Consider the following 26,534-nt stretch of genomic DNA (forward strand, 5'->3'; position numbering starts at 1 on the left):
CCTCAACCCTGTATGCTTCCAAGAACGAGAAGATTTACTTCAGGGTCGGCAAGAGGGGGACATCGTGCAGCGGATGACTCGGCAACGTCAATCCGTCTTTAACGAGCTGCGTCGTGACAAGGACTTTCGTTCCGCACAGCGGATCTACGACGACCTGACAAATCAGGGGCAGCGCGTCGGCCTGGCGACGGTCTACCGCAATCTGCAGGCACTGGCTGAGATGAATGTCGTCGATGTCCTGCGCATGGACGATGGCGAATCGATGTTCCGTCTGTGCGAAGATGAAGGCCACCACCACCACCTGGTGTGCCGCAACTGCGGTCACACTGAAGAGATCGAAGTCAGCGAAGCAGAATCCTGGATTTCTCAGATCGCCTCGCAGCACGGCTTCACTGAGGTTGCCCATTCGCTCGAAGTATTCGGTCTGTGCTCTGAGTGCGGCGCTGTTGAGGATGACGAAGCCTGATGCCAGTTCCCCAGTGGGCCTCAAGCGGGCTGCCTCTTTTCATCTTCCTGTTCTTTGTCGTCTTCTTGCGCGCCCAGGGCACCTATTGGCTTGGTCGAGGCGCCGCCACGGGCGCCCTGAAAGGTGACGGACACTCCGGCCTCATCGGCGCGATCGCTCGCTGGTTTAACGGGCCTGTTCCCCGCCGCGGTGCAGAACTGCTCGAAAAATGGGGGCTTTTGATCATCCCGCTGTGTTTCCTCACCGTCGGTGTTCAGACAGCGGTCAATGCCGGTGCCGGAATTGTCCGGTTGAAGTGGCGCACCTATACCCTCGCGATGCTTCCCGGGTGCGTAGCGTGGTCGATCATGTACGGGCTGGGGCTGCTGGCTGTGTGGGTCGCTGCCATCGGCGCAATCGCAGGCTCTCCGATTTCATGGATCGGGATCGCTCTGGCGGTGATTATTCTGGCCAGCTGGCTCATTTACCGTCGCTCGCACCCCAAAGCGGCACCTCAGGAAGTCCTGACGTGCGAGGAATCCCCGGTATCAGCACAGTAGGACGCTCACCGAAGCGGCGCGTGCGGTGAGTTGACGGCGCCACCGAAACGGCGATCACGTTTCCCGTAGGACGCCAGACATTTCCACAGTTCACTGCGGTCAAATTGCGGCCACGGCGTATCCACGAACATCATCTCCGCGTACGCCAGCTGCCAGAGCAGGTAGTTCGAAATACGTTGCTCGCCTGAGGTGCGAATCATCAGGTCGACATCTGGCACATCGGGCAGATACAAGTGGCGCGCAAACGTCCGTTCAGTCACGCCAGCCGGCTTCATCGTCCCGTCAGCAATCTCCATGGCAATCGTGCGTGCAGCGTCCACAATTTCGGCGCGCCCACCGTAGTTGACACACATAATCAGATCGAGCGTCCGGTTCGATTCGGTGGCGCGCTCAGCTTTTTCCAGGGCGTGAATAACGGACTTCCACAGTTTGGGTCGCCGGCCGCTCCATCGCACGCGCACACCCCATTCATCAAGTTGGCCCGTCCTGCGTGTAAGCACATCGGGCGCGTAGTTCATGATGAAACGCACTTCAGCCGGGGAACGTTTCCAGTTTTCCGTCGAAAAGGTGTAGACGCTCAGATAGCGCACGCCTGCGTCAATGGCACCGGCGATCGTGTCCATCAGGGAGTATTCTCCGGCGTGATGCCCTGCCGTGCGATTCAATCCGCGAGCATTGGCCCATCGACCATTTCCATCCATCACGAGGGCGACGTGGCGAGGCACGCGGTCAAAAACGGGAACCGGTTGAGACCACTGACCCGGACCCAGCACAGGAGCAGTGGGATCTGATGGTGCCCGATCAACCGGAGCCTGGGCAGATGTCATGCCCGTTTCCTTTCGAAGAGCTGGAGTGCGCGCAGCTTACGTTCCAAATGCCACTGCGTATACGCCGATGTCAGGTGTGCGACGCGTTGCCGGTCATACGCTTCGGTGCGGTCAGCCTGATCCCAGTTTCCGGCCAGGAGGTGCCCCATCAGTTCCATCGTGTTCTCCGAGACGGCCACTCCCCCTTCGCTTTGGCACTCGTCGCACAGCGCGCCACCCTCGGAAATGGAGAAGGACGTGTGCGGGCCGGGCTTGCCGCAACTGGCGCATGCGAAGCACGAGGGTGCCCACCCCGCCACTGACAGGGCGCGTAGAAGATACGAATCGACGATGAGGACCGGGTCATGACGCAGGTTGGCCAGCGCGTGGAGTGCTCCGAGCAGGAGTGGGTATTGAGCGTGTGCGCCGTCGGCTGAATCGGCCGTGAGGCGTTCTGCTGTTTCCACCACGACGGTTCCGGCGGCGAACAAATCGAAGTCAGAAGCCAGCTGCGTGCCGTAGGGGCGCAGCATTTCGACCTGCGTCACAATGTCGAATGTGCGGCCACGATGCAGCTGCACGTCGATCAGTGAGAACGGTTCCAGGCGCGCACCGAATTTCGAGGTGGTGCGGCGCACTCCCTTGGCTACCGTGCGTACCTGCCCGTTTTCCTTGGTGAGCAGGCAGACGATACGGTCAGCTTCCCCCAGTTTGTGGGTACGAAGGACGATCGCCTGGTCTCGGTAGCTTCTGATCACGCTCGCATTGTCTCACAGGCCGGTCGAGGTGCCACAGGACACGTCGACCGGCACCGTCAATGTGCTATTAGCGCAAAGCGCGGTTCATGGCGGAAATAACGGCCTTGTATGTGGCTGTCGTGATGGACGAATCGATGCCGACCCCCCAGACGATCTGGCCGTCGACCGCTGCTTCCACATATGCGGCTGCGGTGGCGTCACGTCCCTGGCTCATGGCGTGCTCAGAGTAGTCGAGGATGCGCACATCCAGGTCGAAGTCGTGCATAGCTGCGACGAAAGCGTCGATCGGGCCGGTTCCCACGGCGCTGATGGCAACGGGCTGTCCCTGGTCCAGGATCTCACCGCGCAGTTCCACTTCCTGCTCTTTTCCGCGTGTGTGCAGGTGGAAGTCTCCCATTTCGAAGCGTCCCCACGGGGCCAGGCCGCTTGCCTCGTCGGCAGGCAGGTATTCGTCGGTGAAGATCTTCCACAGGTTTTTGGAGTTGATCTCTCCGCCAAAGGAATCTGTGTGACGCTGAACGATGCGTGAGAATTCGATTTGCAGGCGTCGCGGCAGTTCCATGTGGTGTGCGGTCGACATGAGGTAGGCGACGCCCCCCTTACCGGATTGGGAGTTGACGCGCACGATCGCCTCGTAGGAGCGTCCCACGTCGTGTGGGTCGATCGGCAGGTACGGAATGCCCCACGGCACAGCGTTTTCATCTCCGCCGGCTTCCGCAACTTTCTTCTTGCGGGCTTCGAAGCCCTTCTTGATGGCGTCCTGGTGCGATCCGGAGAAGGACGTGTAAACCAGGTCCCCCACGTAGGGCATACGCGGCGGGGTTTCCATCATGGTGCAGTGTTCCACCGTGTGCCGGATGCGATCCACGTCGGAAAAGTCAATACCCGGATCGATACCCTGGCTCATCATGTTCAGGCCGAGGTTGACCAGGTCGACGTTGCCGGTTCGTTCCCCCTGTCCAAGCAGGCATCCCTCTACGCGGTCAGCGCCGGCCAGCAACGCCAGTTCCGCTGCTGCAACACCCGTTCCGCGGTCATTATGCGGATGGACGGACAGTGCGATGTGGCCACGCCTCGACAGGTTCGTTGACATCCATTCGATCTGGTCGGCAAACACGTTAGGCGTTGCGCGCTCCACCGTTGCCGGCAGATTCAGCACAATTTCACGGTCGTCGTCAGGCTGCCAGATATCCATGACTGCTTCGCAGATTTCGGCTGCGAAGTCCAGCTCCGTGTCCACGAAGATTTCCGGTGAGTATTCGAAGCCGAAGATCGTGTCATCTGAGAGGACTTTTTCTGCCCGCGCCATGATTTCCCGGGTGCCGCTTTGTGCCAGGTCAACGGTTTGTGACTTGTCCATACGGAAGACGAGCTCGCGGAACAGTGGCGAGGTTGCGTTGTACAGGTGAACCGTTGCCCGGGGAATGCCGACGAGGGCGTCGATGGTGCGCTCAATGAGTTCGGTGCGTGATTGTGTCAGCACAGACACTGTCACGTCTTCAGGGATCGCCTCATCGTCAATCAGAGAGCGAACAAAGTCGTAGTCGGTTTGCGATGCCGCTGGGAATCCAATCTCGATTTCCTTGTACCCCAGTGAGACCAGCAAATCGAACATGGCACGCTTGCGCGTGGGATCCATCGGCTCGATCAGTGCCTGGTTGCCGTCACGCAGGTCGGTGGACAGCCAGCGCGGGGCGCGTGTCATGCGCTTGGTGGGCCATGTGCGCGTGGGCAGGTCGATGGGGTTGGATTCCAGGAATGGAATGTACTTGTCAACCGGCATGGGGCTGGCTTGAGGTGTGGGAACGTTGGCTGTTGTGCGCATCTGCTTTCTTCTTTCCTGCTGGTGTCGATTCCGGTGGCGAACCGGCTTGACCGGGGTCGACAAACGCCGCGACGAGGTTCCGGCCTTTTCAGGCCTCGTCGCGGCACATAAGCAGGAGTGTGCGCTGCATCATGTTCTCCACCGTAATGAGATTGGGACCACCGCGCCGCACGCGTTTCACAAAGTGGACACTACGCGCCGCTGGTCAGACGCCGGTTCCCGTGCAGTTGACGTTTGAATCGACGATGCCAAACCTGTTGATGCGCACCGCGCCTGCGTCAGTTCATGCGTCAGCCGGCGCTGTTAGAACTGTTATCAGCGCGTGCGGCCTGTGCACGCCATCTGCGAGCACATGCCTGCAGACGCAGGGTGCTGATCACTGCATATACCGAGATGGGCGACAGGACGAGCGCCGGGATATACAGAGTCAACGCTGCGGCTGTTGGTACCGCGAAGTATGCCCAAGCCATGACTGGAATAAGCAACACGAATATGACCATGATGATGAACGCAAAAACCTCACGCACTCTGTTGCGTGAACGAGCAGCCAGCAGGTCGTTGCCTCCCGCATTCCATCTGTGCAGGTTCATCTTCTGACGGATGCCTGCATGATACAGCCAGGCGGCAACCGCTCCGCCCAGCAGCGTCGCGGCACAGAAGAGTGCGATGTAGGCGCCGCCGCTCAAATCAGCGGGGAGCTTGGTTACCAGCCACATCGTCAGCGGCGCAAGAAGGAATGCTCCGATCAGTCCCCCGCCCTGTGCGGCTGCTCCACGGTCATCGTTGTCTACCGTGAGATAGGCGTGATGCGTGACAGGCTCATACATCACGTAGCGACCCTCGTGCGGACCCACTGGGATCATCTGGCTCCGAGGAATGCGGCAGCTTCCCGGGCGGTTTGTGTCTTCCTTATTCACTCGAACATGATAGGTCGAGGGACGTAGTGGCGCCGGTTCTTGAGCTGTTTCATGACAAGGCAACCTGGAAGGAATGCGCAGAGGCTTCGCCGGGGCCGCCCTCGTCGAAGCGACCGGGAATTCTGGCCCCGCACGCCGGACACGTCCCGTTAGCTGTCACGTCGTAGCTGATGAGGCGGTACCAGTCGCGCACGATGAGTTCGTGCCCGCAGGAGGCGCATGTGGTGGTATCCGCTTCGATGTCGTGAACATTGCCGCAGTACACGTAATGCAGCCCTTCGTCGAGTGCAATGGAGCGGGCTCGGCGCAAAGTTTCAGGTGGAGTCGGTGCAGTGGTGCGCATTTTGTGGTCAGGATGGAATGCTGAAAAATGCACAGGCACATCAGGGCCGCACTCACGCAGGATCCACCGGCACTGACTGCGGATTTCCTCAGATGAATCGTTGTGGCCGGGAATCAGCAAGGTTGTGAGCTCCAGCCACGTGCTCTGCTGGTGGGCAACCCATGCGATCGTCTCCAGGACGTCGCGCAGGTGAGCGCCTGTCAGATGCCAGTACATGTCCTCGGTGAAGCCTTTGAGGTCAATATTTGCCGCGTCCATAGGCGCGAAGAACTCAGATCGAGCTTTCGGAGAAATGTAGCCGGCAGTCACAGCTACGGTGCGCACGCCCGCCTCGTGGCATGCCAGAGCCGTATCGATAGCATACTCGGCGTAGATCACGGGATCGTTGTACGTGAATGCGACCGCAGGAATATGATGTCTCACTGCCGCGTCTGCGACCATATGAGGCGTTGCGCGTTCGGCCAGAAGGTCCCATTGTCGAGCCGCTGAGATCTCGTGGTTTTGGCAGAACCTGCATCCCAGGTTGCATCCAGCGGTACCAAATGAGAGCACAGCGGTACCAGGGTAGAAGTGCGCGAGTGGTTTCTTTTCAATGGGGTCCACGCAAAAGCCGCTGGAGCGTCCCCAGGTTGACAGCACAATGTCATCGCCGCGACGCTCCCGTACAAAGCAGTATCCACGCTGCCCATCGCGCAGTTTACATGCACGCGGGCACAAGTCACAGCGCACTCGACCGTCATCGAGGCGTGTTTGCCAGCGTCCGGTGATCGTGTGTGCAGGTGTGGACATGGCGATGCGTGGCTTTACCGATCGGTCATGTCTGACGCACTGGCCGGCACATCACCGTCACCATCCGCGTCCTGGTCGGTGAAGGCTCGCACCGTGTAGGTTTCCACTCGGGCGTCCGGCGACCACCAGGTAGTGGGAAGGCCTGCCTTGCGTTTGAGGTGGGCGAAGAAGTCAGCTGGATCCGCAAGGTCGTCCCATACCTGCGGCAGGAACGTGGCGCGCCGAGTCGGGCCGGCGATCAGGACGACCCCGTCAATTCCGGGACGCAACGATTCAAGCACCGCTTTCTCACTCAACGCCGGCAGGGCCACCGGGGCCGACAGCACCGACACCTCCACGCTGATGCTCGGATATTCAGTTGCGTCAAGGGGATCGAAACGCGGGTCGTGGAAGGCGGCTGCGAGGGCATTATGGATGACGTCGTCGTACAAAGATCCGCGCGGTGAAAGCGACCCAATGCATCCTCGCAAATGAGAGTTGATCGTCAGCGTCACAAAGCTTGCTCCTGGCTCCTGCAGCCATTCGGGCCGGTCGTGCGGTGCCGGTAGGGAGTTCATGACAATCTGGTCGGTACGTGTTCCCTGCAGCCTGAGCCGTATGGCTCCTCGCGCCAGTGGAACCAGGATGCGTCCCGCATTGTCTGGCAGTGATGTTGGCATCTGGGTCAGTCCTTTTCGTCAGTCAGTGCAAACGCTGCGTATCCGACGACACGTGCGGTGTCACTTCCCAGGACGTCTCCGGAGTTGTGTGAGCCGAGCGCGGTCACCGTCAGAGAGTGTCTCTGGGCATATTCGAGCAGGCCGTTCATGGGACGGGCGCCGCAGGCCTGCTCGGGTTCAACGGGGTACTGTCCTCGTTCGATCATGTCGATGGTGCGTTGGTCGATGCGGCGCGCCTCGTCGTATGTGTGGTAGTGCGAGAGGTCTGAGCTGACTGCGATCAGCGTGGTGGGCGAGGTGAGCGCGTCGATCACGTCGGCAACTGCTGTGGGAGAGGCTTCTCCGACGTTGAGGGGCACGAGTTCGACGTCGTCTCCGAACAGTGCCGTGATGAAAGGGACCTGGACTTCCAGCGCGTGTTCATCCCGGTGGGTGCCTTCGTCGCAGTGGACAGGTTCGACGCACGTGCGCGTGGATTCGAGGATGTCACGGGTGGGGATATTGAGCATTGCAGCCGGTGTTCCGAACCGGTCCGCACCGGGCAGCGCGATTCCCCGGATGGCGACACGGTGGGTCGGGCCGAGCAGGACGATTCGTGTGGTTCGGGGGCGACTGCGCGCCGCGTACGCCCAGCCCAGCGCAGCAAGATCGCCCGAGTATCGCCAACCGGCGTGGGGCACGATGATTGCGCGTGCCGGGTGTGCCTCACTGTCAGCCGGGGCGTTGTGCTGGCGGGCACGATCAATCAGCGCACTGGCAGTTGACTCAATATCGGTTGGACTATCCGGGTAGAAGAATCCGGCGACTGCGGGGGCGCGGACGGTCAGCGAGGCATCGCGAGTGTCAGAGCCGGTCGATTCGGGCGCGGTAGATTCAGGGGCGGTGAGGTCGGGAGGTTGCGTCACACTCGTTCTCCTCTCCTAGCGTGGATGGGGCACCATCGACCCATCCACTGTATGTGATTCTAACCTCTTGCGGATGTCGCTTGTCACACTCCTTCCATTATGTGACAACGTTGCAGGTCACCCCCATTCCATCAGCATCAGTTAATGCACAGTCACCCGCTGTTTACCGAATAGTCATTTACTCAAAAACCGAGGCGGCCCAACATTTTCGGATCTGACTGCCAATCTTTGGCGGTGCGCACATGCAGATCCAGGAAGACTCTGCGTCCCAGCAGCTCCTCGATTTGCTTGCGGGACTTCGTGCCGATGTCACGCAGGCGCGACCCGCCTCGTCCAATGATGATCGCCTTTTGGGAGTCACGTTCCACATAGACATTGACGTGGATATCCAGCAGAGGTGGGCGCAAATCGCCCTCCTTGGCCGGGCGCTCGATAATTTCTTCGACCTGCACCGCCAGGGAGTGCGGCAGCTCCTCGCGAATGCCTTCAAGCGCTGCTTCGCGAATGTATTCAGCAATGAGGGTGTCGCGGGATTCATCCGTCACGTCATCTCGCGGATACAGCGGCGCGGATTCAGGGACAGTGCGCGAGAGCACGGAAATCAATTCCTCCACCTGCTCACCTGTCTGAGCGCTGACCGGGACGATCGCTTCCCACGATCCCAGCCGGTCAATCGCCAGCAGGTGTTTCATCAGACGGTCTTTCGGCACCAGATCGATTTTCGTGGCAACTGCGATGACGGGGCGGCGCACATCAACCAGTTCGCGGGCAATAAAGCGGTCCCCCGGCCCGATCTTCTGATCGGCCGGCAGGCAGAACACCACGCAGTCCACCTCAGCCAGTGCTTCTCGGACCATGTCATTGAGGCGTTTACCCAATAGGGTTCGAGGGCGATGGTATCCGGGCGTATCGACGATGACGAGCTGCGAGGTGTCCCTATGGACAATTCCGCGTATGTTATGGCGCGTCGTTTCAGGCCTACCTGACGTGATCGCCACTTTCTGGCCGACCATTGCGTTGGTCAACGTGGATTTTCCGACGTTGGGGCGCCCGACAACCGAAACGAATCCGGCACGAAAACCCTCCGGGTAGGTCAGCGACATCAGTCCGTGCGCATCGGCAGCCTGCTCGGCTTCCTGACGTGCGTCGCGAATGTTGGCGACCTCGTCACGCACCTGTTCTTCAGAGGCGTCATCCCACTCGTCAGTGGAGTCGTCCCACTGGTCATCACGGTCATTCATCGGTGTCCTCGCTCTCCGGCGCGCAGCTCAGTTCAAGCAGTTGTGATTCGTCGAGGATGCGGAAACCGTCCTCGAACGTGGTCGGCAGTGGCGACAGTGCGCAGACAACGGTGCCGACCTGACGGCGTCGCCCTCGTGCCTCCTCGGCCAGCATGTAGATGCCGTCCATTTCACCGCGAGCGCCGGGCAGCGGCACACGGTCAATCGCCTTGGTCAGCAAACCGCCGACCGAGTCCACATCATCGTCCTCGAGCTCCATGCCGAAAAGCTCGCCCAGCTCGTCGATCGGGAATCGGGACGGGACTCGCCACACCCCTTCGGCGACCTCTTCCGGCTCGATTTCGCGACGGTCATGCTCATCGGTCACTTCGCCCACGACTTCCTCGATCAGGTCTTCCAGGGTGACCAGGCCAGAGATCCCACCGTACTCGTCGACGACCAGCGCCATGTGGAAGTGCTCAGCCTGCATCTGGTGCAGCAGATCGTCAGCCGGTTTGGTCTCCACAGTAAAAACTGCCTGTCGCATCATGTGGGAAGCGGTCAGATCCTTACTGCCCGCATCATGCACCATGCGCGAAATGACGTCCTTGAAGTACAGGATGCCGCGCACGTCGTCGATATCCTCACCAATGACAGGCAAGCGGGAAAACCCTGATCGGATGAACAGTCGCAGTGCTTTGGAAGCTGGCAGATCCACGGTCGCGGTGATCATCTCGGTGCGCGGCACCATCACCTCGCGCACCACCGTGTGCCCCAGTTCAAACACGGATCGCAGCATCTCGCGATCTTCTTCTTCAAAGCCTTCTGTTTCACCAACCTGGTCGACCATTTCGCGCAGGTCGTCAGCCATTTCCTGCCGCGCTTCCGCATCGGTTTGGTCCGACTGAGGCAGGCGCTTGCGTACGAAACGGACAATGGGGTCGGCAATGTGAGAGATGGCAACCAGCCGCGACGCCAGAGGCGTTCCAACCAACGCCATGCGTTCAGGGTTACGTGTACCCAACGGTATCGGCAGCATCACCACGGCGAACAATTCGATCAAACCCACCGCAGCGACTGCAATGATGCCGATAAGCCACCACCTCAGCGACGGGTGCACCAGCGCCAGGGTGATACCGACGGCGGCGATGACCTGCACAAACATGCGCACTGTGCGCAGGGTCAACGCGGTGCGCCTGCGCTGCGCAAGCAAGTCAACCAGCTGAGGAGCACGTTTGCGGCCTTCTTCGACAAGGTCTTCCGCGGCCGCCCTCGACAGTCGGGAAAACGCGGTTTCGATGGTGGCGAGGATTCCCGCCAGCAGCAGGCAGATCACGGATACGGCGATCAGCACTGCAACAGGAGCAGTATCCGACAGACCTGACGGGGATGGCTGGTGAGCGAAAGGGATCATGATCGTGTTGCCAGGAATGTCAGCAGGAGTTTGCGTTGCAGGGCAAACATTTCTTCCTTTTCCTCCTCCTCAGCATGGTCGTATCCCATCAGGTGCAGCATGCCGTGCGTCGCCAGCAGCAGCATCTCTTCAGCGGCAGAGTGCCCCGCTTCTTTGGCCTGTTTGTGCGCAACCTGCGGGCAGATACAGATATCCCCCAGTACACCCTCGGTGGGTTTGTCGTCGGTTCCCGGCCGCAGCTCATCCATCGGGAAGCTCATCACGTCAGTCGGTCCTTCCAGGCCGAGCCACTTGACGTGCAGATCTGCCATCGGTTCGGGATCGATGAACAAGATGTTAAGTTCAGCTGTCGTTGCCACATGCATCTGCATCAGAACGTAGTCTGCGAGTGCGGCGAATTCAGACTCGTCAATCTCACATTCCGTTTCGTTTATCACTTCAGTCATGATCATTCCTTCGTGACCTGCGGCCGCTGCGCGTCGCGGAGCGCGTGTCGGCCTGCCTGTGGGCGCGTTCTTCCCACCGGGAATACGCGTCGATGATCTGTCCGACCAGGGGGTGCCGGACGACGTCCGCGCTGGTCATGTAGCAAAATTCGACATTGTCGATATCTGTCAGAATATCCTGCACGACGTTCAGCCCCGATCGGGTTCCTCCGGGAAGGTCGATTTGGGACACGTCGCCCGTGACAACCATGTGCGAGTTAAAGCCCAGACGTGTCAGGAACATTTTCATTTGCGAGGGCGTCGTATTCTGCGCCTCATCCAGGATTATGAAGGAGTCGTTCAGGGTGCGTCCGCGCATGTACGCCAGGGGCGCCACTTCGATTGTGCCGGCAGCCATCAGTTGCGGCAGTGCCTGTGGATCGATCATGTCATGCAGGGCGTCGTACAGGGGCCTGAGATACGGGTCGATCTTTTCAGTGAGAGATCCTGGCAGAAAGCCGAGGTTCTCCCCCGCTTCCACCGCGGGACGTGTCAGCACAACGCGCCGCACCTCGCCCGAGAGCAATGCGCGCACGGCCTGGGCCATTGCCAGGTATGTCTTGCCGGTGCCGGCCGGGCCGATCCCGAAGACCACAACCGAGCGTTCAATGGCCTTGATGTAGCTGCTCTGCCCTGGGGATTGCGGGTGAATGGTGTGGCCGTCAGCAGTGACGATGTCGTCGGAAGTGTCCTGGCCGGCGCGCGGCTGAGGAGCGGTCAGCAGCCGGATGGCGTGTTCAACGCCGGGCACATCAAGCATCGTGCCGGATGCCGTGAGGTCAACCAGTTCACTTACCAGTTGAGCGGCGACGTCAATGGTTCCTGACGAGCCCGTCATCGTGATGGTGCGTCCGGCGACGAAGAAACGGACGGTTGGAAAGCCGCGTTCCAGTGCGCGCAGAATCTGATCCGATGTTCCCAGCAGCTGAATGGGTTCGACATGCGATGGGATCTCGACGCGGCGGGTTGACATCGCCAGTGTCGGGTCGTTATGCGTCGTGTTTTGCTCACTCATACGCGTGTCATGCGGTGGGCCACACATTCCTTTGCATCTGCATCCATCGTGTCTCTACTTTATCGTATGGGAGAGCCTGCAACATGGGCATCCTGCCTGTCAGTAGACGCCTCGTGACGCCATGTCGTCAGCGCGCGTATCAGCGTGGTGGCAACGGGGCCGGCAGTTGAGGAGCGCAGGACGGTCGGCCCCAGAAGAACCGGGATGGCGCCTACCTCAGTCAGGGTCGCATATTCGTCATCATCGATGCCACCTTCAGGCCCGACAATGATGGCAATGCTGCGCGGTGACGCACCAACCGCCTTGGCGGTTCCATCCTCCCGAGGAAATGCAGACCCAGCGACCGTCAGCCCCAGTTGGCTCATAGCCTCCAGGATCGACACAGTGGCCTGTTCGTGACACATGAAGACGACATCACCATGCGAGCAGCGATCCTGAGTCCACCGGGCAAGAGCGCGCGAATCCATCGATTCCAGAACCTGCGGAATCCACGCGCGTCGTGACTGCTTAGCTGCTGCGCGCACAATGTTGATCCATTTTGTGCGTGCACGCTCTGCTTTCGACCCGGTCCACCTGACGATGGAGCGGTGCGCCTGCCAAGGGATCACGCTGTCGATACCGATCTCCGTCGACGTTTCGATGGCCTGCTCATCGCGTCCACCTTTCGCCAGGGCCTGCACGAGGATCAGGTGCGGATCAGAGGCAGGTTCACACATGACGTGCTCCACCACCAGATCCAGTTCCTGACCGTCAACGGCTCGCACGCGGCACTGTGCTCGGCACCCTTCCCCATTCACAAGATCAAGCTCATCTCCAACCTGCATGCGGCGCACCGTGGCAGCATGTTTGCCTTCGGCTCCGCCCAGGTGGACGTGGTCCCCCTCGGCAATGGTGGATAAGCCGGAATTGAGGTCGTCAGCGAAGAAGACTGGAGCGGTCATGGGTGCTCCTGGTTCGTGAACTTTTCGCGGATACGGTCAAAGACTGACTGATCGGCCCGTCGCGGCTCCACGCGGTCCTCTCCACGATTGGCAGCCAGTTCTTCCAGGATTTCGCGTGAGCGCTGATCCAATTTGCGTGGAATCTCCACATCAATATGGACCTGCAGGTCACCTCGGCCGGCGTCCCGGCCCGAACGCGACAAGCGCCCCACTCCCAGACCCGACAGTGTCACTGTTTCCTGCGGCTGCGTACCGGGTTTAATGGTGACTTCCTTCGCGCCATCGAGCGTGTCCAGCTCGAACACGGTGCCCAGCGCCGCCGTGGTCATCGGAATGGTGACCCACGTGTGAAGGTCATCGCCTCGGCGCGTGAAAATCGGGTGCTTCTTTTCACGCACCTCAAGGTAGAGGTCTCCTGCGGGACCACCTCCCATGCCGACATCGCCACGGCCACTCATGCGGATACGGGTTCCCGTTGTCACACCCACAGGAATATCCACCTTCATCGAGCGGCGCGTGCGCACCCTGCCATCACCGGAACATTCCGAGCAGGGCTGGTCGATTATGGAACCGTGTCCGCCACAGTCCGGGCACGGGCTTTGCGTGCGGATAACGCCCAGCAGTGAACGCTGCATCCGGGTCACGCTGCCCGACCCGTGACACCCTGAGCAGGCGCGCGGCTGAGTGCCCGGCTCGCAGCACGAACCTTCACATCGCGTACACAGCACATAGGTATCCACTTCGATGTTCTTGGTGACACCGAAGGTAGCTTCTTCCAGGGTAACGTCAATGGTCAACAGCTGGTCTGAGCCATGTGTGGCGCGCGAGGCCGGCCCGCCTGACGAGGCGAATCCTCCCCCGCCGAACATAGTGTCGAAGATGTCGGAGAAGTCGAATGGCATACCGCCACCGCCAAACCCGTAGCCGCCTGCTCCGCCCCCGTGCACAGCTTCAGGTCCACCGAGGTCATACATTTGGCGCTTGTCAGGGTTTGACAGTGTTTCGTAGGCAACTGAAAGTTCCTTGAAGGCTTCTTCGGAATCAGGCCCGGCGTAGTCAGGATGCAGTTGTCGAGCCTTCCTGCGATAGGCCTTCTTGATCTCTTCCGGTGAGGCATCCCTCGAGACGCCCAAGATCTCGTAGTAGTCGTTCACTCGATTCAATTCCCTCGTTGTTTCGACAAGCGTTGTTCCGACAAGCAGCTCGCGCCGGACATGTCAGTGTGGCAGATGTGTGCACTCATGACGCCAGGTATTTCGACAAGTAGGACGCAACTGCCCTGACGGTTGACATCGTGCGCCCGTAGTCCATGCGCGTCGGACCGATGACACCGAGGTGCGCGACCGCTCCACTGGACGTCCCGTACGTTCCCGATATGACGGATGTTTCCGCGAACGCTCCGTCAGGGTTTTCCGTCCCGATCGACACATGCACGTCACCGCTGGAATGTTCCTCGTCCAATTCCGACAGCAATCGCAACAGCACCACATGTTCTTCGAGGGCGTCCAACAGCGCGCCGATATCGGTGAAATCCACATGTGAACGCGTCAGGTGGGACATCCCCGCGATGACGACGCGCGATTCAGCTGCTGTGGGATGCAGTAGTTCCGTCAGTGCACTGCACACGGCGTCGACGAAGTTCTGATGCCCGCTTGGAGCCTGATTCCTGATCTCATCAACGATGGTACGCACCTTGTCGGCAGTGTGGTTCTCGCATTCGTCGTTGAGCTTTTCGCGCAGAAATGAGATGACATGTGGGGGAACCTGCTGGGGGAATTCCAGCATGCGTTCTTCCACGCGTCCCTCGTTCGTAATGACGATCAGCAAGACTCGATGCGGTGCGAGGTCAACCAGTTCGACTCGGAGCAGTGTGGACGTGGACAGCGAAGGGTACTGGACAACCGCGACCTGCCTGGTGACTTGCGCAAGCAGTCGAACAGTCCTGTTCACGACGTCTTCGAGGTCAACGCACTGGCCGAGGAAAGTCTCAATCGCCCGCTTCTCGGGTGCGCTCATTGGTTTGATCTCAGAGAGCGTGTCGACGAAGAGGCGGTAGCCCTTTTCAGTGGGAACTCGCCCGGCAGAGGTGTGAGGCTGGTAGATCAGGTCATTTTCTTCCAGCACAGCCATGTCGTTGCGAATGGTTGCCGGTGAGACGCCTAAATCCTGCGTTGCGGCGATCATTTTCGAGCCGACGGGTTCGCGGGTGTGGACGTACTGCGACACGATCGCACGCAAGACGTCGAGCCTGCGATCAGTGGCCATGTTGTGTCCTTTCCACGATCCGTTCTGTGGTGGTGCTGTGGCACGTCCATGTCTGCGACACAAACGCCACATTTGGCACTCACCCTGTCTGAGTGCCAATTCTACTCCGTTCAGGTGATTTCCTCTCACCGGCTGCGGTGGAAAATCCGCGTCTATTGCTCAGGGCGTACATGCGTTCCCACGGCGCATTGTCGGCTAGAGCGTTCCCTGCGCGGTCACAAAATCAATGAGCTCTTCAACCCTGCCAAGCAGTGCCGGCTCGAGGTCACGATAGTCGCGCACAGTGCGCAAGATTCGTCGCCACCCCTGCGCAATATCAGCCTGCGAGGCATGAGACCAGCCCAGCGCCTGAAGGGTTCCCACTTTGATGTCAACGGATCGCGGGATCGCCGGCCACGTGTCGAGTCCAACACGCGCCGGCTTGACCGCCTGCCAGATATCAACGAACGGGTGCCCAACAATGAGGACGCTGTCCCCCCACCGCTGCTGCACGCTGTGAGCAATACGGGATTCCTTCGAACCGGACACCATGTGATCGACCAGTATTCCTGCACGTGCGTGAGGCGTGGGCGAAAACTCTTCCAGAACGGCTTCCAGGTTATCGACCCCTTCGAGCAGTTCGACCACAACCCCTACATCTGCCAGGTCATCACCCCACACGTATTGGACCAGGTCAGCATCGTGGCGCCCTTCGACCCAGATTCGTGACTGGCGAGCCACACGCGGATGCGTGCGCGCCGATTCTTCCGGGCGGGCGCGTCGCGACCCAGAATTGGTCACCGCCCGCCCACTGGCGGACACCGATCCTGCGTTCTGAGGCGTCGCCTGCGCGCGAGGCAATGGCGGCAGGGCAATAATCGGTCGGCCATCGAGCCAGAATCCACCGCCCAAGGGAAAGCTGCGGCGTCTCCCTCGTCGATCTTCCAACTCGATCACGTAGATCCCTGCGGATTTTTCAGTCCGGATGACCGCGCCCACGAATCCGGTGGTGACATCTTCGAGGACCATGCCAGGCTCAACGTGGACCTCTCGCGAGCGCGGGCGATGCGCGTCGGGCCCATCGCGATGCGGGTCAAACTCGAAGATATTTGTGCCATACGGGTCATCCATCACCCGGCTATTGTACGGGCGAAAAAGATGCGCCTAGTCAGTGAGCTCGCGCGTCACGTAATCAGCCAGAAGTCTGCCACGCAGGGTCAGTGCGATGTGGCCACGCTCCAGCGCTTCTGAGTCCAGCAGGCCTTCGTCACGCAGACGGTGACAGGTTTGCGAGGCGTTCTCCCTGCCCGCGTGAGCGGCAACATCGCCTAGTGCGATGCCATCTGACGTGCGCACTCTCAACAGGACGCGCTCCAGGTAACGCGTCTGGTCATCGAGGATTTCACCGGCGGCGGCCGGTGACTGCGCGGATCGAAGGCGACCAGCCCAGGCACGCGGGTGTTTGACGTTCCACCAGCGGGCGCGCCCGATATGCGAATGGGCACCGGGGCCAAAGCCCCACCAGTTCCAGTCGCGCCAGTAGGCCAGGTTGTGACGGGACGCGTGCCGCAGTTCGGTGGCTGGAAGCCCTGCTTCATCTGCCTCTTCGCGAGCAAAGTTCGAGATCTCGTACCAGCGGTATCCGGCGCTGCGTATCATCTGGTCGAGCAGTTCATACTTGTCGGCTTCGTCATCCGGATCAGGCATGGGCAGCTGCCCGTGAGCAACCTGCGCCGCCATCTTGGTGCCGTCCTCAATGACCAGTGCGTAGGCACTGATGTGGTCGGGCTGCAGGTCGCACGCTGCCTGCACTGTTGTGGCCCAGTCATCGAGTGATTCACCCGGCGTGCCGTAGATGATGTCAACGGATACGTCCAGTCCTGCTGCGCGCGCCCACTCGATCACCTGGCCGACACGTTCGGGGCGGTGCTGACGATCCAGGGTGTGCAAGATTCGCGGAACTGCGCTTTGCATGCCCACCGACAGTCGTGTCACCCCGGCATCTGCAAGCCTCTTGACAGACTGCTCGTCAACGGTTTCCGGGTTTGCCTCGCAGGTAACCTCTGCACCTTGGGCAATTCCGATTCGGTCTGCGAGATCGTGCAGCATACGCGCGTGGGCACTGGTGTCCAGCATGGTGGGCGTGCCGCCGCCGAAGAAGACGGTGCGTGCAGGTGTCTGTCCCAGCCCCGCCTCGTCCAGCACGCGTGCCGCCAAAGAGATTTCGCTGCTGACACTGTCCGCGTACGTATCGCGGTCGGCCCCCGGACCGAACCCAACAGTGTAGGTGTTGAAGTCACAGTACCCGCACCTCACGCGGCAAAAAGGTACGTGGACGTAAATGCTGAGGGGTCGGTGAAGCTCGGGCTGCGCGTTTTCAGAGCTGATAGCGCCAGATTGTGGCCAGCGCATTCCGTCGGGCAGCTGCGGGCTCACTGCTGGGGGTTTTCGCTCGCGGGCTGTGTGCGTGGCAGTCGAGGCTCCCGGATCGCTTCGATGTCGTGTGCATGGCGTTCGTCGTGGATGCCGCGGGATTCGAAGTGGGTGAGCACGCGCCCTTCCCACCGCGGTGCGAATCCCCCGCGCTCCCCCTCGGGGTCATTGGGGTCCGCCCGTTCGCCTTCATACGGATTGACGAGGACGTCGCACGCCTCGACGACATCACGCATTTGCCATGCGTAATCGTCCCAATCCGTTGCCAGGCGCCACACTCCCCCGTCTTTGAGGATTCTGGCGATCTCCAGGGCGAACTGGTCGTTGACGATGCGGCGCTTGCGGTGACGCGCCTTGCGCCACGGGTCTGGGAAGAATGTCCACACCTCGTCGGCAATCGCACTGTCTAGGGTGATCGGGATCGCCTGGGCGGCGTCAGCTTCGACGACGCGAATGTTCTCAACTCCGGCGCTGACTGCTCGTGAAACGAGTTTGGCAATACCCGGTTGCCAGACTTCAAATGCCAAAAAGTTGTGGTCGGGCCAGCGATCTGCCGCCGAGACGATCTGCTCGCCGACGCCCGGTCCGATCTCGACAACCAGTGGCGCCTCGCGCCCGAACAGTTCAGTGGGCGCCAGGTGGAAGTCGGATGCGACAGTGGTGTATCCCTGTGAGCGCTTAACGGGCACAACGAAACGGTCACCATGCTTGTCCATTGTGCGCTGCAGCGATTCGGTCAGGCGACGCGAGCGACGCGTGAAGGACTTCGTGCGGGCACGGTACACACCGTTTTCCTCGTCGTGGCGGTCGGATGAATCCAGCACTGACTTGCGGGCTCGATGTACACGGTTCATCGGCCGGTCACTGCTTCTTTCCTGTGGGCACATCTGACGTCAAAGCCGCAATGAATGCCTCCTGCGGCACGTCGACACGCCCGATGGACTTCATGCGCTTCTTACCAGCTTTTTGCTTCTCCAGCAGCTTGCGCTTACGGGTGATGTCACCGCCGTAGCACTTGGCCAGCATGTCCTTGCGCAGGGCTCGGATCGTTTCACGCGCGATGATGCGCGCACCGATAGCAGCCTGCACGGGGATTTCAAATTGCTGGCGTGGAATGAGTTCCTTGAGGCGCTTCGTCATCTTCAGCCCATAGGCGTAGGCCGCATCTCGGTGGACGATGGCGCTGAACGCATCGACCTTTTCACCGTTGAGTAACACATCGACTTTGACGAGGTCAGCGCTTTGCTGCCCGGCATCGTGGTAGTCCAGCGAGGCGTACCCTCGGGTGCGGGACTTGAGCTGGTCGAAGAAGTCGAACACGATTTCAGCCAGTGGAAGCTTATAGCGAATTTCGACGCGCTCAGGCGACAGGTACTCCATCCCTTCGAGGGTTCCGCGCCGCTCCTGACACAGCTCCATGACCGCGCCGATGAAGTCTGACGGGGTGAGCACGGTGGCGTCCACGATCGGCTCACGCACTTCTGCCACTTTACCGTCCGGGAAAGTCGAGGGGTTGTCGACACGAATGCGGGTACCATCTTCTGCGACCGCTTCGTAGACCACGTTGGGTGCGGTCGCGATCAACGACAGGTCGAATTCGCGTTCGAGGCGTTCACGCACAATTTCCAGGTGCAGCAGCCCGAGGAAGCCACAGCGGAAACCGAAGCCCAGCGCCGCTGAGCTTTCCGGTTCGAATGTCAGTGCTGCATCGTTGAGCTGGAGGCGTTCGAGTGCTTCACGCAGGTTAGGAAAGTCTGTTCCGTCCACCGGGTAGATGCCGGAGAACACCATCGGACGAGGATCCTGGTAACCCGATAGCGGCTGGTCGGCTCCGCGTACCGATTCGGTTACTGTGTCGCCAACTTTAGATTGGCGCACATCCTTCACGCCTGTGATCAGGTATCCGACTTCGCCAGCTCCAATTCCGTCGGTAGGCGTGGGGTCTGGTGAGATGACACCAATTTCGAGCAGTTCGTGGGTGGAGCCTGTGGCCATCATTTTCACTTTTGTACGCGAGGACAATGAGCCATCCACGACGCGCACATACGTCACGACACCGCGGTACACGTCGTACACGGAGTCAAAAATCATGGCTCGTGTGGGAGCATCCGGGTCGCCACTTGGCGGTGCCACCAGGTTCACGATCGCGTTGAGCAGTTCTTCGACGCCTTCGCCTGTCTTGCCGGAAACGCGCAGAACTTCACTGGCGTCCACACCAATGAGCTGGGCAATTTCGTCGGCGTACTTATCGGGTTGGGCGCTGGGCAGGTCGATCTTGTTGAGTACAGGGATGATCGTCAGGTCGTTTTCCATTGCGAGGTACAGGTTCGCCAGGGTCTGCGCTTCAATACCCTGAGCTGCGTCGACCAGCAGAACTGCGCCTTCGCAGGCAGCGAGGGATCGGGAAACCTCGTACGAAAAATCGACGTGGCCAGGGGTGTCGATCATGTTAAGCGCGTAGCCGGTGCCGTCAACAACCCACGGCATGCGCACAGCCTGAGACTTGATGGTGATGCCGCGTTCGCGTTCGATGTCCATGCGGTCCAGGTACTGGTCGCGCATATCGCGCTGCTCGACGACGCCAGTCAGTTGCAGCATCCTGTCAGCCAGGGTGGATTTGCCGTGGTCGATGTGGGCGATAATGCAGAAGTTTCGAATCCGATTCTGCGGGGTATGCGCCGGAAGAATCGACTGGCGTACTGCATCAGTCAAACTAGCAGACAAGGAACAACCTCCGAACATCACGATGTATACCCCCTATCGTCCCATTGAAGACGGGTCACGCGCCAACTGTCGCCTTGACCAGTTGCGCACATTCCGGGTCAGGGACCACCGCCGCACGTCGCGCCGCTTCCGCTCGCCTACCGTTGCCGAATGCCCTCCTGCGTGTCGACAGCTTCCTGGCAGGAGCCCTGAATGTGCATGTAGATCTGCACATCCTCTTCAGTGAATCCGGCGGGCAGATTCTCCAGCAGTTCGGCGCACCAGTGCTGCGCGGCCGAATAATCGTCCTCATCGAGGGCGAGGGCGACCTGTAAGATCCGCTGCCGGGCTGTCATGTCAGCGCGCTCACCCAGGAACCGCCGGCAATCTTGTGCCAGGACAGACCATAATTGTCGCGCCTTTTCCACGTCTCCTGAGGCAAACAGGCATGCTGCAAGGGAATCGCGAATACTCAGCGTCAATTCGCTGCCTTGCCCCCACACCGGTATCACGTCTTTCACGAGCTCTTCGTAGAGTGCAATCGCTGCATCCCACTGTTCGTCGAGGGCGAGCACTTCGGCAAGATTGTCACGAATCGTCAGGAGCATCGGGTCATCAGGATCCAATTCGGCACCCATGTCATCAGCAAGTTGTCGGTATATCAGGGCAGCTCCCGCGTAATCTCGGCGTTTTTTATACGGCATTGCGGAGTTTGTGCGCGCGGCCCATGCCAGTGAATCGGTGTGCCCCAGGGTACGGCAGATATCCTTGATGAGCGGTTCGAACTGCGGCTGTGCAGCCTCGTCGTATCCGCTCATGCACATCCAGTACAGCTCCGAGTGACGGACAAGCAGGGACAGTGGGTGGCACGCTCCCAGATCGCGGCGCGCCAGGGTGACCGCTTTGGAAGCTGATCTGCGCGCGTAATCGGCCTGCCCGAGGTGCCCATGCCAATCGACGACCTGTTTCATGATGATGACTTGCGTCGCAGTATCGACGTTATTGCACGTGATCACCTGTTTGGCGACGTGAATCGCTTCTTCAAGGTTGCCTCCGTCTGCTAGCTGCCGCATACGTTCCAAGGCGCGCCCTTCAGTGGTGATATCACCGGCGCGGCTTTTCATATTGACAGGGGCTGGCATCCCCCCGGCACTGCTTCGATGCTGCGAGCCTGTCGTAGATTGTCCCACACCATTACCTCATTTCATGTCAGTTCCTTTCGGTTCACTCATACTGACATGAGTTCATGGCACACACATGTATGGCCGAGTACATCTGTGGATAAACGAAGGCTCCTTCTATCCCTGTGGATAAAAGGAGCCTTCCAGAGAAGTCCTCAAGCCTGCATCGGCACCCCGTGCCCATCATAGGCGTAAGATCCCGATCCGATGAAGTACATGATCGATTCGATAAACGCCCAGATCGCGACACCGGTGAGCGTGAAGAACCCGATGATGATGAAGCACAGCGGGAACGACACGAGCGTCACCAAGAGCTGAATAATGCCCAGCGTCGTCCTACCGGCATAGAAGTTATGGACACCGAGCGTGCCGAAGAACAAGCCCAGGATTCCTGCGACGATTCGCGACTTCGGTGCCGAATAGGTTGGATTCGCCTGATATCCGGCGGGATTCTGGTAGGCGCCCTGAGACTGGTAGCCTCCCTGGTTGCCATACCCGCCCTGGTTTGGGTACGGGGTTGCGCCGTGCGCCTCGTACACACCCTGGTTGGAATAGCCGCCATAGGACTGGCCCTGGTATGAGGACCCATCGGGAGCGCCATTGGCAGCACCGTTGGGAGCGCCGTTGGCCGATCCATAAGGGGAACTGCCGTACGACCCGTAATATTGCGACGAGTTATATCCGGACTGTTCCAATGCGGATCCAGTTGATGCTGAGTTGCCGTAGTCCTGGCGGGAATCAGACGATGAAGGAACATCCTGTTCCGGCCACCGGCTGGCACCATACGTGTGATCGTTGTCCACTGAGAATTCCTAACGTGTCACGTACCGACCTGAAAGTATTTTCAGACACTAACAGTACTGCAGATGCCCACAATTGTGCAGGTGGTATATGAATTAGCCTCGCATTCTGTCCGTGATGCCACGCACACCGGCCACTTTTGGGTGACAATGATGACGAAGCGTACTGAAGGAAGGTTCCATGACGTCTGAAGCAACCCCGCTGCCGCCGCGCACACATACACCCATCCCGGCCACCACTCAGCGGGTTTCCCGGTGGATTGCACGCGTGACAGGTTTTATCGGCCTGCTCGTTCTGATCACAGCCGCAACGACAGCAGCCATCTGCGCATTGCTCGGCATTTTCGTGGTGCGCCAGCGCGACGGTTTCGGCTCATGGCTCCCCCTGATTATTGCGGTGGTCACATTGCTTGTCACCGGTGTCTTCTGGTACGAACGACGCCTGTGGGTCAAGGCCATTCGGGAAGACTCCCGGGCACATCGCCATTCGAGTGGAGGCAACTCAATCACCATCCACAATGCTTCCCCCTCATCGCCTCAGGAGTCGGCACTTTCTCCCTCGACAATTCTTGACCGCGAAGAAGTGCGCTGGCTCAACGCACGTAAGGAATATGACCTGCGGCGCAAGACCACTCTTCCTCGTGTCGAGGCAGCTCAACGTGCCGCAACGGAATACCTGGGCGGGGTGGAAAATGCGCCCTGGCTCGAACGCGATTTGCGCACCAGCGTGATTGCCTTCTTCGCCATGACGGCGGGTGGTGCGATCTGTGCAGTCACCTGCCTTGTTTCCATCATCGTTCTAGCTTCTCATTAGGATTTCCTCATGCCATCGTGGTCCCGACTCGCACGCAACATTGCCCGCAAAGCGCTGTTCACTGTGGTGTCTCAGATGCGCACCTCCGGCTCACAGGCGCCCACGCAGACACGAAAATCGCAGCGCAACTCCATGCCTTCTGACGGTTCCCAGCCGCGCCCCCTCGGCGCGCATTCCATTCGCGAGGTTGACTTGTCCGAGGGTCTTGCGCATACCTCCTACGATCCTGATCCGGATGGGGATGCGGATCCGGGTGAAGTGGTGTGGACGTGGGTTCCCTATGAGGAGGATGCCTCCCGCGGAAAAGATCGCCCGGTCGTGGTCATCGGCCGCTCGACAAAGTCAGGCACCCACGGCGTGTATGTTGCGCAGCTGACCTCGAAGGACCACGATCGAGATGCCCGCTGGGAAGCCTCGCAGGGCCGTCACTGGATGGACGTCGGTACCGGCAAGTGGGATTCACGAGGGCGCCCATCCGAGGTTCGACTCGATCGGATTTTATGGGTAGCTCATGATGAAGTGCGTCGAGAAGGCGCAACACTGAAACGTCAGATCTTCGAACGCGTCATCAACGGCATGCGCACCGTCGACTCGAACAGGTAAGGACTGCCGCCAACTCCCACCGCTGAAGATTTTCGTTGAGTCGTGCGACTGCTCACTATCGTCAAGGTGCGCCTCTGAGAGGGCCACCGCCGGCTCACTTGTTCTGGAGCCGGCGCCCGAACCGGCCGAAGGTGAGCGTATTCACCCCGTTTTTTCGTTCAGCTACTGGCACGGACGCGCTTGATGCTGGTAATGTTAACGGTCGGGCTCCCGGCTTGGTCGAGCAGGGGGTCTGGTTGTTTACCGTTTGCGGGATGTCCCCTCGTCCCAGTCCCGGTAGCGACAGAACCCTCACCGACCTGGACGTTCATGAAGTAAGGAGATTTCCGGACAGTGGCGAATATTAAGTCTCAGATCAAACGCAACCGCACCAACGAGAAGCGTCGTCTGCGTAACCAGTCAGTGAAGTCTGAGCTGAAGACCTTGGTACGTAAGGCTCGCGAACTCATTGAAGAAGGCGACGAGGACGCTGCAGAAAAAGCAGTGCAGGTTGCTTCCCGCAAGCTTGACAAGGCTGCTTCCAAGGGCGTGATTCACCGTAATCAGGCCAGCCAGCGTAAGTCGAAGCTGTCGCACCGTCTGAACAAGATGACGGCTGAAAAAGCAGAGTGATTCTGCGCCCCGAGCGGGCACACACTTTCACAGGGAGCAGGCATGGCGCCTGCTCCCTCGCTTTTTGGTTCGGCCACGCCATCCTCCTTCGTCCGCTTCGCGCGCCATCACGCATTCGCCGGCATTTTCTGCTCGCGTTATCGCAGGTGTTCCGCGTTCGACCGTCCTCGTTCTCGTTCTGCACGCGAGTGTGGTCAATGGCACACTGGAGCCATGAGCGATATTCCTGTGATGAAACTGAATGACGGCTACGAGATCCCTCAGCTGGGCTTTGGGGTATTCCTCGTTGAAGAAGATGAGGCACAGCGGGTAGTGATGGACGCCCTCGAAACTGGCTATCGCCACATCGACACGGCGAAGATCTACGGGAACGAGGAAGGCGTCGGACGCGCGATCGCTGAATCGGGAATTGCCCGTAAAGACCTGTACATCACCACGAAGCTGTGGAACGATGACCAGCCGAATGCACGCCAGGCACTTGAGCAGTCCCTGGAACGCCTGGGACTTGACTACGTTGACCTTTACCTCATTCACTGGCCGTGCGCCCGGCAGGATGCGTACCTCGATGCATGGCATGAGATGGAGAAGTGCCGAGAGGAAGGGCTGATTCGCTCGATCGGTGTGTGTAATTTCCTGCCGAAACACCTGGAGCTTTTGCTCGGTGAGTCAGAGACTGTTCCGGTTGTGAACCAGATTGAGTTGCATCCGACCTACCAGCAAAGCTCGGTGACGCAGTATTCACGCTCGCACGATATTGCGATTGAAGCCTGGGGACCGCTGGGACAGGGCAAGTACGACCTGTTCGGTGAGAAGCCGATCAAGGAGGCCGCTGAAGCTCATGGAAAGACTCCTGCTCAGGTGGTATTGCGGTGGCATTTGCAGATGAAGAACATCATTTTCCCGAAGTCAGTACATGTTGAGCGCATGCGCGAGAACATGGAGATCTTTGATTTCACGTTGACCAGTGACGAAATGAGCACGATCACCGCGCTGGAGCGAGGCAACCGTGTCTCGTCTCACCCCGACGAAGTCGAAGTGGACTAGAAGCGGCTCCTAGGCTCTTAGGCGCGGGCCGACCCGCGCAGTCGACAGATCGTGAGGACACATTTTTCGACTGCGCGTTCAGGGTCACGTGACAGGCCTTTGGCCTCTTCGTCTGCGAGCGCGATGGCTTCAATGGCACCGGCCAAAGCCGTGTCAGTCCACCCTTGCACGTCCCGTCGTGCACGGTTGAACTGCCACTGATTCATCGACACAGACTGCAGAGCGCCACGCGGAGCGGTTGTGTACGCCATCGACCGAAACTTCGATGCCAGTGCGCCGACGATCATCAGCGGCGCGACACCTGTTGCCAGAGCGTGGCGTAGCAGTGTGAGCGCCTGAGCTGTCCGACCTGCGAGTGCAGCGTCAGCAACGTCAAAGCCGGAGGCTTCCACTCGGCCTGAATGGTAACGGTGGACGGCTTGCGTCGTGATCGTCCCTTCGACGTCACTCATGAGTTGGGACAGTGCGCTCATCATTTCCGCCAGGTCAGATCCCAGAGCGCCGACGAGCATGTGCGCAGCTTCAGCTTCGATGCGTCGGTGCAGGCGGCGCGCCTCGGACATGACGAGGTCGATTTTTTCGTTGTCGTATTTGAGCGGATCTGCCGCGATCGTGGGCACATGTGCTTTCTTGAGCGCATCGAGCACTTTCTTGCCACGGTTACCGCCGTTGTGTCGGACAATCATCCACACGTCGTCTGCCGGGTTGTCAATGTAGGCCAGCAGATCCACCATCAGTTCGTCATTGGTGACTTCAAAATTAGGGATCACGATCAGGCGGGGTTCACCGAACAGGGACGGTGAGGTGACAACATCGAGTTGTCCAGCCAGATACGTGGCGGCCGAAATCTCCACGCGTTCAACTGAAGCGTCGCGTTCAGTGGCCTGGCGTCGAAGCTCACTGACGGCACGGTCTGCCAGGAAAGCTTCGGATCCTTTAACCAGCACAAGAGGTGCCAGTTTGATCGGGTCACTTGAGCGTGACTGGGATCGACGCGCCATCTGCCATCCTCCTCCGC

The 26,534-nt window shown here is 59.7% G+C and carries 27 protein-coding genes; 6 read left to right on the top strand and 21 right to left on the bottom strand.

Features of this window, described 5'->3' with window-relative positions; genetic code table 11:
• Nucleotides 1–64: 64 nt before the first annotated feature.
• Together AC1EJ1_RS06485 and AC1EJ1_RS06490 are read left to right on the top strand one after the other, a co-directional pair.
• Entirely contained in the window at nucleotides 65–466 is a 402-nt protein-coding gene (locus AC1EJ1_RS06485; protein WP_285014529.1) for a Fur family transcriptional regulator, read from the top strand.
• Nucleotides 466–1,005, top strand: a complete 540-nt coding sequence (locus tag AC1EJ1_RS06490) for a DedA family protein (protein WP_480295573.1) — start codon at nucleotides 466–468, stop codon at nucleotides 1,003–1,005. Before AC1EJ1_RS06485 ends, AC1EJ1_RS06490 begins: the two co-directional genes overlap by 1 nt.
• A 5-nt stretch (nucleotides 1,006–1,010) precedes the next feature.
• On the opposite strand, the gene AC1EJ1_RS06495 is transcribed toward AC1EJ1_RS06490, so the two are convergent.
• From AC1EJ1_RS06495 to AC1EJ1_RS06590, 20 genes are all read right to left on the bottom strand, one after another.
• Nucleotides 1,011–1,832, bottom strand: a complete 822-nt coding sequence (locus tag AC1EJ1_RS06495; protein ID WP_058236391.1) for an isoprenyl transferase — start codon at nucleotides 1,830–1,832, stop codon at nucleotides 1,011–1,013.
• On the bottom strand, nucleotides 1,829–2,566 hold the full coding sequence (gene recO / locus AC1EJ1_RS06500; protein WP_480295615.1) for a DNA repair protein RecO: 738 nt from the start codon (nucleotides 2,564–2,566) through the stop codon (nucleotides 1,829–1,831). The genes AC1EJ1_RS06495 and recO overlap by 4 nt, the downstream gene beginning before the upstream one ends.
• 70 nt (nucleotides 2,567–2,636) lie before the next feature.
• Entirely contained in the window at nucleotides 2,637–4,394 is a 1,758-nt protein-coding gene (gene leuA / locus AC1EJ1_RS06505) for a 2-isopropylmalate synthase (protein WP_480295574.1), read from the bottom strand.
• A gap of 290 nt (nucleotides 4,395–4,684) precedes the next feature.
• A complete protein-coding gene (locus AC1EJ1_RS06510) occupies nucleotides 4,685–5,311 on the bottom strand; it encodes a hypothetical protein (protein ID WP_480295575.1) in 627 nt (208 codons plus the stop codon).
• 49 nt (nucleotides 5,312–5,360) lie between these two features.
• Nucleotides 5,361–6,443, bottom strand: coding sequence for an AmmeMemoRadiSam system radical SAM enzyme (gene amrS / locus AC1EJ1_RS06515; protein WP_480295576.1), 1,083 nt, complete (start codon nucleotides 6,441–6,443; stop codon nucleotides 5,361–5,363).
• 14 nt (nucleotides 6,444–6,457) lie between these two features.
• Nucleotides 6,458–7,102 (bottom strand): AmmeMemoRadiSam system protein A, encoded by a 645-nt coding sequence (amrA, locus tag AC1EJ1_RS06520; RefSeq protein WP_480289049.1) that lies wholly within the window; start codon nucleotides 7,100–7,102, stop codon nucleotides 6,458–6,460.
• A 5-nt stretch (nucleotides 7,103–7,107) separates the two neighbouring features.
• The gene (gene amrB, locus AC1EJ1_RS06525) at nucleotides 7,108–8,007 is read right to left on the bottom strand and encodes an AmmeMemoRadiSam system protein B (RefSeq protein WP_480295577.1); all 900 of its coding nucleotides are present in this window, start codon (nucleotides 8,005–8,007) and stop codon (nucleotides 7,108–7,110) included.
• Between the two features lie 182 nt (nucleotides 8,008–8,189).
• Nucleotides 8,190–9,248: a GTPase Era gene (era, locus tag AC1EJ1_RS06530; protein ID WP_480295578.1), complete on the bottom strand. Its 1,059-nt coding sequence runs from the start codon at nucleotides 9,246–9,248 to the stop codon at nucleotides 8,190–8,192.
• Nucleotides 9,241–10,641, bottom strand: a complete 1,401-nt coding sequence (locus AC1EJ1_RS06535) for a hemolysin family protein (RefSeq protein WP_480295579.1) — start codon at nucleotides 10,639–10,641, stop codon at nucleotides 9,241–9,243. The genes era and AC1EJ1_RS06535 overlap by 8 nt, the downstream gene beginning before the upstream one ends.
• The gene (gene ybeY / locus AC1EJ1_RS06540; protein ID WP_058236385.1) at nucleotides 10,638–11,087 is read right to left on the bottom strand and encodes an rRNA maturation RNase YbeY; all 450 of its coding nucleotides are present in this window, start codon (nucleotides 11,085–11,087) and stop codon (nucleotides 10,638–10,640) included. The genes AC1EJ1_RS06535 and ybeY overlap by 4 nt, the downstream gene beginning before the upstream one ends.
• A complete protein-coding gene (locus tag AC1EJ1_RS06545; RefSeq protein WP_058236384.1) occupies nucleotides 11,080–12,141 on the bottom strand; it encodes a PhoH family protein in 1,062 nt (353 codons plus the stop codon). Before AC1EJ1_RS06545 ends, ybeY begins: the two co-directional genes overlap by 8 nt.
• A 59-nt stretch (nucleotides 12,142–12,200) precedes the next feature.
• Nucleotides 12,201–13,082 carry a 16S rRNA (uracil(1498)-N(3))-methyltransferase gene (locus tag AC1EJ1_RS06550; RefSeq protein WP_480295580.1) on the bottom strand — a complete coding sequence of 294 codons (882 nt, stop codon included), beginning with the start codon at nucleotides 13,080–13,082 and terminating at the stop codon, nucleotides 12,201–12,203.
• Nucleotides 13,079–14,236, bottom strand: coding sequence for a molecular chaperone DnaJ (dnaJ, locus tag AC1EJ1_RS06555; RefSeq protein WP_480295581.1), 1,158 nt, complete (start codon nucleotides 14,234–14,236; stop codon nucleotides 13,079–13,081). Before dnaJ ends, AC1EJ1_RS06550 begins: the two co-directional genes overlap by 4 nt.
• Nucleotides 14,237–14,321: 85 nt before the next feature.
• Nucleotides 14,322–15,347: a heat-inducible transcriptional repressor HrcA gene (gene hrcA / locus AC1EJ1_RS06560; protein WP_058236382.1), complete on the bottom strand. Its 1,026-nt coding sequence runs from the start codon at nucleotides 15,345–15,347 to the stop codon at nucleotides 14,322–14,324.
• 195 nt (nucleotides 15,348–15,542) lie between these two features.
• Complete coding sequence (locus AC1EJ1_RS06565) at nucleotides 15,543–16,457, bottom strand: DUF3097 family protein (protein ID WP_480295582.1); 915 nt, start codon at nucleotides 16,455–16,457, stop codon at nucleotides 15,543–15,545.
• Between the two features lie 33 nt (nucleotides 16,458–16,490).
• Nucleotides 16,491–17,762 (bottom strand): radical SAM family heme chaperone HemW, encoded by a 1,272-nt coding sequence (gene hemW / locus AC1EJ1_RS06570; protein ID WP_092648426.1) that lies wholly within the window; start codon nucleotides 17,760–17,762, stop codon nucleotides 16,491–16,493.
• Nucleotides 17,759–18,613: a tRNA (guanosine(46)-N7)-methyltransferase TrmB gene (gene trmB, locus AC1EJ1_RS06575; RefSeq protein WP_092648425.1), complete on the bottom strand. Its 855-nt coding sequence runs from the start codon at nucleotides 18,611–18,613 to the stop codon at nucleotides 17,759–17,761. The genes hemW and trmB overlap by 4 nt, the downstream gene beginning before the upstream one ends.
• Before the next feature lie 7 nt (nucleotides 18,614–18,620).
• A complete protein-coding gene (lepA, locus tag AC1EJ1_RS06580; protein ID WP_371935798.1) occupies nucleotides 18,621–20,471 on the bottom strand; it encodes a translation elongation factor 4 in 1,851 nt (616 codons plus the stop codon).
• 149 nt (nucleotides 20,472–20,620) lie between these two features.
• Nucleotides 20,621–21,586: a tetratricopeptide repeat protein gene (locus AC1EJ1_RS06585; protein WP_285014505.1), complete on the bottom strand. Its 966-nt coding sequence runs from the start codon at nucleotides 21,584–21,586 to the stop codon at nucleotides 20,621–20,623.
• Nucleotides 21,587–21,798: 212 nt separating this feature from the next.
• Nucleotides 21,799–22,446: a TM2 domain-containing protein gene (locus AC1EJ1_RS06590; RefSeq protein ID WP_285014504.1), complete on the bottom strand. Its 648-nt coding sequence runs from the start codon at nucleotides 22,444–22,446 to the stop codon at nucleotides 21,799–21,801.
• Nucleotides 22,447–22,624: 178 nt separating this feature from the next.
• Between AC1EJ1_RS06590 and AC1EJ1_RS06595 the strand changes: the two genes are divergently transcribed.
• From AC1EJ1_RS06595 to AC1EJ1_RS06610, 4 genes are all read left to right on the top strand, one after another.
• The gene (locus tag AC1EJ1_RS06595) at nucleotides 22,625–23,257 is read left to right on the top strand and encodes a hypothetical protein (RefSeq protein WP_285014503.1); all 633 of its coding nucleotides are present in this window, start codon (nucleotides 22,625–22,627) and stop codon (nucleotides 23,255–23,257) included.
• Between the two features lie 9 nt (nucleotides 23,258–23,266).
• Nucleotides 23,267–23,860: a type II toxin-antitoxin system PemK/MazF family toxin gene (locus tag AC1EJ1_RS06600; RefSeq protein WP_285014502.1), complete on the top strand. Its 594-nt coding sequence runs from the start codon at nucleotides 23,267–23,269 to the stop codon at nucleotides 23,858–23,860.
• Between the two features lie 333 nt (nucleotides 23,861–24,193).
• Nucleotides 24,194–24,472, top strand: coding sequence for a 30S ribosomal protein S20 (rpsT, locus tag AC1EJ1_RS06605; RefSeq protein ID WP_058236375.1), 279 nt, complete (start codon nucleotides 24,194–24,196; stop codon nucleotides 24,470–24,472).
• A 213-nt stretch (nucleotides 24,473–24,685) separates the two neighbouring features.
• Nucleotides 24,686–25,516, top strand: coding sequence for an aldo/keto reductase (locus AC1EJ1_RS06610; RefSeq protein ID WP_285014501.1), 831 nt, complete (start codon nucleotides 24,686–24,688; stop codon nucleotides 25,514–25,516).
• A gap of 17 nt (nucleotides 25,517–25,533) precedes the next feature.
• Here AC1EJ1_RS06610 and holA read toward each other — a convergent pair whose 3' ends face one another.
• Nucleotides 25,534–26,517 carry a DNA polymerase III subunit delta gene (gene holA, locus AC1EJ1_RS06615; protein WP_285014500.1) on the bottom strand — a complete coding sequence of 328 codons (984 nt, stop codon included), beginning with the start codon at nucleotides 26,515–26,517 and terminating at the stop codon, nucleotides 25,534–25,536.
• Nucleotides 26,518–26,534 lie beyond the last annotated feature (17 nt).

It is taken from the genome of Pauljensenia sp. C0170B4, from assembly GCF_056590235.1.

What these genes read in the sequence shown, in the direction of transcription:
- AC1EJ1_RS06495 (WP_058236391.1), bottom strand. Translation starts at nt 1,832, where the DNA reads ATGACATCTGCCCAGGCTCCGGTTGATCGGGCACCATCAGATCCCACT.
- AC1EJ1_RS06545 (WP_058236384.1), bottom strand. Translation starts at nt 12,141, where the DNA reads ATGAGTGAGCAAAACACGACGCATAACGACCCGACACTGGCGATGTCA.
- AC1EJ1_RS06585 (WP_285014505.1), bottom strand. Translation starts at nt 21,586, where the DNA reads ATGAAAAGCCGCGCCGGTGATATCACCACTGAAGGGCGCGCCTTGGAA.
- AC1EJ1_RS06595 (WP_285014503.1), top strand. Translation starts at nt 22,625, where the DNA reads ATGACGTCTGAAGCAACCCCGCTGCCGCCGCGCACACATACACCCATC.
- trmB (WP_092648425.1), bottom strand. Translation starts at nt 18,613, where the DNA reads ATGAACCGTGTACATCGAGCCCGCAAGTCAGTGCTGGATTCATCCGAC.
- amrA (WP_480289049.1), bottom strand. Translation starts at nt 7,102, where the DNA reads ATGCCAACATCACTGCCAGACAATGCGGGACGCATCCTGGTTCCACTG.
- AC1EJ1_RS06600 (WP_285014502.1), top strand. Translation starts at nt 23,267, where the DNA reads ATGCCATCGTGGTCCCGACTCGCACGCAACATTGCCCGCAAAGCGCTG.
- hrcA (WP_058236382.1), bottom strand. Translation starts at nt 15,347, where the DNA reads ATGGCCACTGATCGCAGGCTCGACGTCTTGCGTGCGATCGTGTCGCAG.
- amrS (WP_480295576.1), bottom strand. Translation starts at nt 6,443, where the DNA reads ATGTCCACACCTGCACACACGATCACCGGACGCTGGCAAACACGCCTC.
- AC1EJ1_RS06535 (WP_480295579.1), bottom strand. Translation starts at nt 10,641, where the DNA reads ATGATCCCTTTCGCTCACCAGCCATCCCCGTCAGGTCTGTCGGATACT.
- ybeY (WP_058236385.1), bottom strand. Translation starts at nt 11,087, where the DNA reads ATGACTGAAGTGATAAACGAAACGGAATGTGAGATTGACGAGTCTGAA.
- AC1EJ1_RS06610 (WP_285014501.1), top strand. Translation starts at nt 24,686, where the DNA reads ATGAGCGATATTCCTGTGATGAAACTGAATGACGGCTACGAGATCCCT.
- AC1EJ1_RS06565 (WP_480295582.1), bottom strand. Translation starts at nt 16,457, where the DNA reads ATGGATGACCCGTATGGCACAAATATCTTCGAGTTTGACCCGCATCGC.
- holA (WP_285014500.1), bottom strand. Translation starts at nt 26,517, where the DNA reads ATGGCGCGTCGATCCCAGTCACGCTCAAGTGACCCGATCAAACTGGCA.
- leuA (WP_480295574.1), bottom strand. Translation starts at nt 4,394, where the DNA reads ATGCGCACAACAGCCAACGTTCCCACACCTCAAGCCAGCCCCATGCCG.
- AC1EJ1_RS06490 (WP_480295573.1), top strand. Translation starts at nt 466, where the DNA reads ATGCCAGTTCCCCAGTGGGCCTCAAGCGGGCTGCCTCTTTTCATCTTC.
- era (WP_480295578.1), bottom strand. Translation starts at nt 9,248, where the DNA reads ATGAATGACCGTGATGACCAGTGGGACGACTCCACTGACGAGTGGGAT.
- AC1EJ1_RS06550 (WP_480295580.1), bottom strand. Translation starts at nt 13,082, where the DNA reads ATGACCGCTCCAGTCTTCTTCGCTGACGACCTCAATTCCGGCTTATCC.